The 10,217-nt window shown below is 62.0% G+C and carries 1 pseudogene; it reads right to left on the bottom strand.

The features are described from left to right. Positions 1-123: 123 nt before the first annotated feature. Positions 124-10,217, bottom strand: a pseudogene (locus tag Q6A48_RS25485) (LapA family giant adhesin); the annotation flags it as partial.

Here is a 10,217-nt window from a genome sequence, read left to right as displayed (position 1 = left end):
AAAAACGGGCGCCCTCCCTGTTTTATCGCGGGGCTAGGAGGGCCCCACTAGCGCCACTGGGGGGGGGAAAAAAAAGATGGGGGGGCGGGGCCCCCCCCCCCCCCCCCACGGTTTGTGTCAGGTTCAGCTGTTGTTGTGATCGATCTTGATCGTAGGGTCGCTGCCGGCGATCAACGAGTTCAGGTTGACGTTCGACCAGTTGTTGCCTTCCAGCTTGATCGTCACGTCCGGCGTCGCCGCGGCGTTGCCGGTGTTGAACTGGCCGGAGCTGCTGACTTGCAGCGACGACACGCCGTCGACCGTGCTGATTTTCAGGAAGTGGTCGATGGTGCTGCCGCTTTCGCCCTGCAACAGATCCCGCAGGTCGATCCGGTCACCGTCGGCGGCCTTGAAGTCCTTGATCACGTCATTACCGGTATCACCGGACTTCCAGACAAAGGTATCGCCGCCCAGGCCACCGATCAGGGTGTCATTGCCCTGGCCGCCAATCAGCGTGTCGTTGCCGGTGCCGCCGAGCAGGATGTCGTTGCCCTTGCCACCGTCGAGCGAGTCGTTGCCGCCCTGGCCGAAGATGATGTCGTTACCGGCACCGCCGAGCAGGGTGTCATTGCCATCGTGGGCACCGGACACATCGAACGCGGTGTAGTGCTCGGTGATGTACTGGTGCACGTTGCTGGTGGTGACTTTGCTGACGTCCACGCCGTTCTGCTGGGCGACGAAGGCCTGGATGGCCTGGTAACCCTCGCCGACCACGCCGTTGAAGCTCACCAGGTCGCCGAACAGGATGTCGTTGCCATCGCCCCCGTTGACCGTGTCGGCACCCGGCAGGGTCGCTTCGGTGTGGCCGATGATCGAGTTGGCCAGGTTGTTCGGGTCGATGTTGGTCTGCGGCGTCTGGTCCGAGTCGTATGGCTTGAGGTCGGCCAGCGTCACGCCCTGGTTCAGGCCGATGGCTTCCACGCCGGACACCTGGCTGAGCAGCGCGAAGGCACTCAGGGAGTTGCTGCTGGTGGCCGAGTCGGTGCTGTTGCCGGTGCCGCTGAGGTAGGACAGTTCATAGGTGCCGTCCCCCTGGGCGTGCAGGGTGCCCAGTTCCTCGCTGCTCCAGTAGCCGCCCCACGACTTCTGCCAGGTTTGCAGCGTGACGTTGCCGCCGCTGTCGACCTGGACGCGGTGCTTGCTGTCCAGGTCGGCGCTGAAGGTCTGCCCAAGCTTGTAGTTGGCGGTGGTGATGAGGCTGTCCAGCTTCACGTCGCCATACAAGGTCGGGTTCGTCTGCTCGCCGGCCTGGTAGAACGTCGGCTGGCCGTCGGTGATGAAGTACGTGAGGTTCTTCGCGCCGGTGTTGGCCATGGCCTCGGTGCTCTTGAACCAGTTGGTCGTGGTCTTGAACACGTCCTCGTAGTTGGTGCCGCCGCCGGACACCATGGAATCGAGCACGTTCTTGAGCAGGGTCAGGGCGTTCGGGTCCTTGAGGTTGACCGAAACGGTCTTGTTCACTTGCCTGTCGAAGTCCGCCAGGAAGATGTTCACCGTACCCGAATTGCTGCCCATGCTCTGCTTGAGCGTATTGAACACCGAGGTCAACGAGTTTTTGGCCGCCGTGATGGACGAGTCGCTCATGCTGCCGGAGCTGTCGACCATGAAGGCAATGTTGTAGTTGACGCCCGGCACCACGGTCAGGCCGCCGATGTCGGCGACGATGATGTCGTTGCCGTCGGTGCCGGTGACGTTGTCGCTGCCAGAGGTCGCGGTGACGGCGTTGTAGGTGGCCGGGTACACGGTGACCGGGATCTGGGCCGTGGTGATCGCCGAGCCTCCCAGGGCCTCGGTGGCTGTCGACGTCACGGTCACGTTGAACTGGCCGTTGTAGTAGGTCGGCGGCGTCAGGGTCAGGCTGCCCAGGTTCCAGCCGGTGATCGAGGCTTCCCCGCTGCTGCCCACGGTCGCGGTGTGGCCGGCGCCGTCGCTCAGCACAGTGCCTTCGGGGATGCCGCCGACTTTCACGCTCAGGCTTTCGGAGCCGTCGGTGTCGGTCAGGGCGGTGGTGATCTTCGACAGGTGCACGCTGGAGCCTTCGGCACCTTCGTTGAGCTTGTAGCCGTCGTAGTAGCCTTCGCCGTTGCTGCCGTGCAGGTCGGAGACGGTCACGCCGGCATTCGCCAGGTCGGTCACGCCGGTGTAGAGCGGCACGCCGGCACTGCTCAAGTCCACGGGTGTGCTGCCGTTGACCGACAGGTTCACGTCATAGCTGCCCGGGCCGCTCTGGTTGTGGTGGTAGATGTCCAGGGTGTAGTAGCCGCTGGTGGTCGGCGTGAACGAACCGTTCAACTGGCCGCCCGCACCCCAAGTGGTAGCCGCGGCGGTTTTGCCGCCGACGGTGACCAGCAGGCTGTCGTCGCCGCTGCCACTGAAGGTATAGGTCTTGCCGGCTTCGAGGTAAATCAGGCCGGACGTCTTCGACGCAGTACCCGGGTTCACGTTGCTGTCGGACTGCACGTTGGTCACGGTGGTGCTGCTGTTCGGCGTACCGGCGGCATCGATCACGGACTTGAGCGTGCCGGACGGCGCGCCGCTGCCATCGGTGCCCAGGCCCGACAGGCCGGTCCAGACTTCCTTGATCAAGCCAGTGGAGGTCACGCCGTTGCCCGCTACGCTGAGCGTCGGTGCATCGGCGACCGGGGTGATGTCGATCTTCACGGTGCCGGTATTGCCCAGCGCCTGGCCGTCGGTGGGCTGGAAGCTGATCTGTGCGTAGTCGGCTTTCTGGTCGCCCACGCCGGTCGGGTTGCCGTTGGCACCGGACTCGTTGGCGTCCGGGGTGAAGCGCAGCTTGCCAGCGTCGATGTCGGCCTTGGTGAAGGTCTGGTTGTTGGCCACGTCCTTCCAGGTGGCGCCGTCCAGGTACTGCAATTTGCCATCGGCGGGCAGGCCGGTGATCTTCACGCCCAGGTTCGCCGCGGCCGTGTCCACGTCGCTGATACCGAACGTCGACCAGCCAAGCACCAGGGACGTGTCCTCGGTACCGGTCACGGCGCCGCCGGTTGCCACTGGCGCATCGTTGACCCCTACGACGTTCACCGTGGTGGTCGCGACGTTGGAGTAGCTGGTGCCGTCCGTCACCGTCACGGTGATGATGCGCGGCACGGTGCTCGGGTCTTCGCTGCTGTTGGTGAAGCTGATGTTCTTGATCTGCTGCATGTAGTCGGCCAGCGTCGCGTTACCCGACAAGGTCAGCGTGACGGTGCCATTGGTGCTGTTGGCGTTGATGCTGATGCCATTGACGCTGTTGCCCAGGTTCAGCGCGTCGCCGGGCTGACGGTTGGTCAGCACGATGGTTGCGCCGGTCAGCATCGTGCTGTCCGGGTCGGTGATCTTCAGGTCGGTGTCGCCAATGGACACGCCCGGGCCGGTAGTGCCTTCGGTGAAGGTCACCTGGTAATCGGCCCCGGTCTTGCCGCTGGAGTTGTTGGCGTCCAGGTCGAGGACCGGCGGTGCGTCGTTGTCGATGATCGACGTGCTGACACTGCCGTTGGTGCCGCTGACACCCAGGTGCTCGAAATTGCCCCCGGTGGCCGAGTCGATCTTGACCACAAAGTTTTCCGTGCCTTCGGTGATCTTGTCGTCCAGCGTTGCCACGTTGAAGGTGGCGCTGGTGGCGTTGGCCGGGATCTTCACGGTGTAGACACCGGTGAAGTCCGAACCGTCGGCGGCGGTGCCGCTGTAGACGATCTTGACCGTCACCTCGGTCTGCGCCGGGTTGGTCAGGCTGACGGTGTAGGTGGCGGTCTGGCCTTCGGTGACCGACGTGCTGCCGGTGATGCTGACGGTGGTGTTGTCGACGGTGTCGGTCACCGCCGTCACGGCCGCGCCAGTGCTCGGCACGAGGTTCTCGAAGTTGCCACCGGTCACCGTCTTGATGGTGGCCGAGACATTGCCGGCGTCCAGATAAACGTCATCTTTTGGCGCGTCGACGGTGACGGTACCGGTCTTGGCACCGGCGGCGATGTTGATCACCGCGCCGTTGCTCAACGTCACGGTCACAGGCGTGCCGGCGGCGTTGGTCAGGGTGGCGGTGTAGACGATCGAGCCGCCTTCGGCCACGGTGCTGGTGGCGCTGAGGCTCAGGCCGGTATTGTCCTGGGTGTCGGTAACTGTGGTGTCCGCAGACTTACCGTCGATAGCCAGTTTTTCGTAGTTACCACCTTTGGCGTCATCGATCTTGACGCTCAGGTTGCTGCCACCGGCGAGGGCATCGTTAGGTGCGACGAAGTTCACGCTACCGGAGCTTGCGCCAACCGGGATGGTGATGGTCTGGCCGTTCGACAAGGTCACTACCAGCGGTGCTTCGGTTACCGGAGCATTGACCGAGGCGGTGTAGACCACGGTGCCACCTTCGGCGACGGACGAGGTGGCAGACAGCTTGACCGTCGAGGTGTCGATGGTGTCGGTGACATCGGTCACGGCTGGCGTGGTGCTTGGCACCAGGTGCTCGAAGTTACCGCCGGTGGCTTTGTCGATGCTGACTTCGACCTTGCCAGCGTCTTTGTAGACGTCATCTTTTGGCGCGTCGACGGTGACGGTACCGGTCTTGGCACCGGCGGCGATGTTGATTACCGCGCCGTTGCTCAATGTGACGGTCACAGGGGTGCCGGCGGCGTTGGTCAGGGTGGCGGTGTAGACGATCGAGCCGCCTTCGGCCACGGTGCTGGTGGCGCTGAGGCTCAGGCCAGTCGTGTCCTGGGTGTCGGTGACGGTGGTATCCGCAGATTTACCGTCGATAGCCAGTTTTTCGTAGTTGCCACCTTTGGCATCGTCAATCTTGACGCTCAGGTTGCTGCCACCGGCGAGTGCGTCGTTTGGAGCAACAAAGTTCACGCTACCGGAGCTGGCGCCAACCGGAATGGTGATGGTCTGGCCGTTCGAGAGGGTCACTACCAGCGGTGCTTCGGTTACCGGAGCATTGACCGACGCGGTGTACACGACGGTGCCGCCTTCGGCGACGGACGAAGTAGCAGACAGCTTGACCGTCGAGGTGTCGATGGTGTCGGTCACGTCGGTGACGGCTGGCGTGGTGCTTGGGACCAGGTGCTCGAAGTTACCACCGGTGGCCTTGTCGATGCTGACTTCGACCTTGCCGGCGTCTTTGTAGACGTCATCTTTCGGAGCGTCGACGGTGACGGTACCGGTCTTGGCACCGGCGGCGATGTTGATCACCGCGCCATTGCTCAACGTGACGGTCACCGGCGTGCCGGCAGCGTTGGTCAAGGTGGCGGTGTAGACGATCGAGCCGCCTTCAGCAACCGAATCAGTCGCGCTCAAGGTCAGGCCGGTGGTGTCCTGGGTATCGGTAACGGTGGTGTCCGCAGACTTACCGTCGATAGCCAGTTTTTCGTAGTTGCCACCTTTGGCGTCATCGATTTTGACGCTCAAGTTGCTGCCGCCAGCGAGGGCATCGTTAGGTGCAACGAAGTTCACGCTACCGGAGCTGGCGCCAACCGGAATGGTGATGGTCTGGCCGTTCGACAAGGTCACTACCAACGGCGCTTCGGTCACTGGAGCGTTGACCGAGGCGGTGTAGACCACGGTGCCGCCTTCGGCGACGGACGAGGTGGCAGACAGCTTGACCGTCGAGGTGTCAATGGTGTCAGTCACGTCGGTGACGGCTGGCGTGGTGCTTGGCACCAGGTGCTCGAAGTTACCGCCGGTAGCCTTGTCGATGCTGACTTCGACCTTGCCGGCGTCTTTGTAGACGTCGTCTTTCGGCGCGTCGACGGTGACGGTACCGGTCTTGGCACCGGCGGCGATGTTGATCACCGCGCCGTTGCTCAACGTCACGGTCACAGGGGTGCCGGCGGCGTTGGTCAGGGTGGCGGTGTAGACGATCGAGCCACCTTCGGCCACGGTGCTGGTGGCACTGAGGCTCAGGCCGGTATTGTCCTGGGTATCGGTAACGGTGGTGTCCGCAGACTTACCGTCGATAGCCAGTTTTTCGTAGTTACCACCTTTGGCGTCATCGATTTTGACGCTCAAGTTGCTGCCACCAGCGAGGGCATCGTTAGGTGCAACGAAGTTCACCGAGGCAGAGCTTGCACCAACCGGGATGGTAATGGTCTGGCCGTTCGACAGGGTCACTACCAACGGCGCTTCGGTCACCGGAGCGTTGACCGAGGCGGTGTAGACCACGGTGCCGCCTTCGGCGACGGACGAGGTGGCAGACAGCTTGACCGTCGAGGTGTCGATGGTGTCGGTGACATCGGTCACGGCTGGCGTGGTGCTTGGGACCAGGTGCTCGAAGTTGCCGCCGGTGGCTTTGTCGATGCTGACTTCAACTTTGCCGGCGTCTTTGTAGACGTCATCTTTTGGCGCGTCGACGGTGACGGTACCGGTCTTGGCACCAGCGGCGATGTTGATTACCGCGCCGTTGCTCAATGTGACGGTCACAGGGGTGCCGGCGGCGTTGGTCAGGGTGGCGGTGTAGACGATCGAGCCACCTTCGGCCACGCTGTTGGTGGCGCTGAGGCTCAGGCCAGTCGTGTCCTGGGTGTCGGTGACCGTGGTGTCGGCGGTTTTGCCGTCGATAGCCAGTTTTTCGTAGTTACCACCTTTGGCGTCGTCAATCTTGACGCTCAAGTTGCTGCCACCAGCGAGGGCGTCGTTAGGCGCAACGAAGTTCACCGAGGCAGAGCTGGCGCCAACCGGGATGGTAATGGTCTGGCCGTTCGACAGGGTCACTACCAACGGCGCTTCGGTTACCGGAGCGTTGACCGAGGCGGTATAGACCACGGTGCCGCCTTCAGCAACGGACGAAGTGGCAGACAGCTTGACTGTCGAGGTGTCGATGGTGTCGGTCACGTCGGTGACGGCTGGCGTGGTGCTTGGCACCAGATGCTCGAAGTTACCACCGGTGGCCTTGTCGATGCTGACTTCAACCTTGCCGGCATCTTTGTAGACGTCGTCTTTAGGCGCATCGACGGTGACAGTGCCAGTAGTCGCACCGGCCGCGATGTTGATCACTGCGCCGTTGCTCAGAGTTACCGTGACTGGAGAACCAGCGGCATTGGTCAGGGTTGCGGTGTAAACGATTGAGCCGCCTTCGGCCACGGTGTCAGTTGCAGAGAGCGTCAGGCCGGTGGTGTCTTGCGTATCGGTAACCGTGGTATCGGCTGTTTTGCCGTCGATAGCCAGTTTTTCGTAGTTGCCACCTTTGGCGTCATCAATCTTGACGCTCAAGTTGCTGCCACCGGCGAGTGCATCGTTTGGAGCAACGAAGTTCACCGAAGCAGAGCTTGCACCGACCGGGATGGTAATGGTCTGGCCGTTCGAAAGGGTCACTACCAGCGGTGCTTCGGTTACCGGAGCATTGACCGACGCGGTGTACACGACGGTGCCGCCTTCAGCGACAGTCGAACTGGCCGTCAGGCTGACGGTCGAGGTATCAACGGTGTCGGTCACGTCGGTGACAGCCGGGGTGGTGCTCGGAACGAGGTTCTCGAAATTGCCGCCGGTGGCCTTGTCGATGCTGACTTCAACCTTGCCGGCGTCTTTGTAGACGTCGTCCTTAGGCGCATCGACGGTGACGGTGCCAGTGGTGGCACCGGCAGCGATGTTGATCACCGCGCCGTTGCTCAGTGTGACGGTCACTGGTGTGCCGGCGGCATTGGTCAGGGTCGCGGTGTAAACAATGGAACCGCCTTCAGCAACCGAATCAGTCGCGCTCAAGGTCAGGCCAGTAGTGTCCTGGACGTCAGTCACTGAGGTTTCAGCTGGAGTTTTATCTGCAACCAGATTTTCGTAGTTGCCGCCCTTGGCGTCATCAATCTTGACGCTCAGGTTGCTGCCACCGGCAAGGGCATCGTTAGGCGCAACGAAGTTCACCGAGGCAGAGCTTGCGCCGACCGGGATGGTAATGGTCTGGCCGTTCGAAAGGGTCACTACCAGCGGTGCTTCGGTTACCGGAGCATTGACCGACGCGGTGTACACGACGGTGCCGCCTTCGGCGACGGACGAAGTAGCAGACAGCTTGACCGTCGAGGTGTCGATGGTGTCGGTGACATCGGTGACGGCTGGCGTGGTGCTCGGAACGAGGTTCTCGAAATTGCCGCCGGTGGCCTTGTCGATGCTGACTTCAACTTTGCCAGCGTCTTTGTAGACGTCGTCCTTAGGCGCATCGACGGTGACAGTGCCAGTGGTGGCACCGGCAGCGATGTTGATCACCGCGCCGTTGCTCAACGTCACGGTCACTGGTGTGCCGGCGGCGTTGGTCAGGGTCGCGGTGTAAACAATCGAACCGCCTTCAGCAACCGAATCGGTCGCGCTCAAGGTCAGGCCGGTGGTGTCTTGGGTATCGGTAACGGTGGTATCGGCGGTTTTGCCGTCGATGGCGAGTTTTTCGTAGTTGCCACCTTGGGCGTCATCGATTTTGACGCTGAGGCTATCGCCACCAGCGAGGGCATCGTTTGGCGCAACGAAGTTCACCGAGGCAGAGCTGGCGCCAACCGGGATGGTAATAGTTTGGCCGTTCGACAGGGTAACGATCAGCGGAGTATCAGTGACTGGCGCATTGACCGAAGCGGTGTACACGACGGTGCCGCCTTCGGCCACGGTCGAACTGGCAGTCAGGCTGACGGTCGAGGTGTCAACGGTGTCGGTCACGTCGGTGACGGCTGGCGTGGTGCTCGGAACGAGGTTCTCGAAGTTGCCACCGGTGGCTTTGTCGATGCTGACTTCAACTTTGCCAGCGTCTTTGTAGACGTCGTCTTTCGGCGCATCGACGGTGACGGTACCGGTGGTTGCACCGGCCGCGATGTTGATCACCGCGCCGTTGCTCAGTGTGACGGTCACTGGTGTGCCGGCGGCGTTGGTCAGGGTCGCGGTGTAAACAATGGAACCGCCTTCGGCAACCGAATCGGTCGCACTCAAGGTCAGGCCGGTGGTGTCTTGCGTATCGGTGACGGTAGTGTCCGCAGACTTACCGTCGATGGCGAGTTTTTCGTAGTTGCCACCTTTGGCGTCATCGATTTTGACGCTCAAGTTGCTGCCACCAGCGAGTGCATCGTTTGGCGCGACGAAGTTCACCGAGGCAGAGCTTGCACCAACCGGGATGGTGATGGTCTGGCCGTTCGACAGGGTCACTACCAACGGCGCTTCGGTCACCGGAGCGTTGACCGAGGCGGTGTAGACCACGGTGCCGCCTTCGGCGACGGTCGAAGACGCTGTGAGTGAAACGGTGCTGGTGTCGATGGTATCGGTGACGTCGGTGACAGCCGGAGTGGTGCTCGGAACGAGGTTCTCGAAGTTACCACCCGTGGCCTTGTCGATGCTGACTTCAACTTTGCCGGCGTCTTTGTAGACGTCGTCTTTCGGCGCGTCGACGGTCACGGTGCCAGTTGTAGCTCCGGCCGCGATATTGATCACCGCGCCGTTGCTTAGAGTCACCGTAACTGGTGAACCTGCAGCGTTGGTCAGGGTTGCGGTGTAAACAATGGAACCGCCTTCGGCCACGGTGTCAGTTGCAGAGAGCGTCAGGCCGGTGGTGTCTTGCGTATCGGTAACAGTGGTATCGGCGGTTTTGCCGTCGATGGCGAGTTTTTCGTAGTTACCACCTTTGGCGTCATCAATCTTGACGCTCAGGTTGCTGCCACCGGCGAGGGCATCGTTAGGTGCGACGAAGTTCACCGAGGCAGAGCTTGCACCGACCGGAATGGTGATGGTCTGGCCGTTCGACAAGGTCACTACCAACGGAGCATCAGTAACCGGAGCGTTGACCGAAGCGGTGTACACGACGGTACCGCCTTCAGCGACAGTCGAAGACGCCGTGAGCGAAACGGTGCTGGTGTCAATGGTATCGGTGACGTCGGTGACAGCCGGAGTGGTGCTCGGAACGAGGTTCTCGAAGTTGCCACCGGTGGCTTTGTCGATGCTGACTTCAACCTTGCCAGCGTCTTTGTAGACGTCGTCTTTCGGCGCGTCGACGGTCACGGTACCGGTGGTTGCACCGGCAGCGATGTTGATCACTGCGCCGTTGCTCAACGTCACGGTCACAGGAGTGCCGGCGGCGTTGGTCAAGGTGGCGGTGTAAACGATCGAGCCGCCTTCGGCCACGGTGTCAGTTGCAGAGAGCGTCAGGCCGGTGGTGTCTTGCGTATCGGTAACGGTGGTATCGGCGGTTTTACCGTCAATAGCCAGTTTTTCGTAGTTGCCGCCCTGGGCATCAT

This window comes from Pseudomonas citrullilanati (assembly GCF_030580855.1).
In the GTDB taxonomy this organism is placed as follows: domain Bacteria; phylum Pseudomonadota; class Gammaproteobacteria; order Pseudomonadales; family Pseudomonadaceae; genus Aquipseudomonas; species Aquipseudomonas citrulli.
The sequence above is the reverse complement of the archived record's forward strand: the minus strand, read 5'-3'. Positions and strand labels throughout refer to the sequence as shown.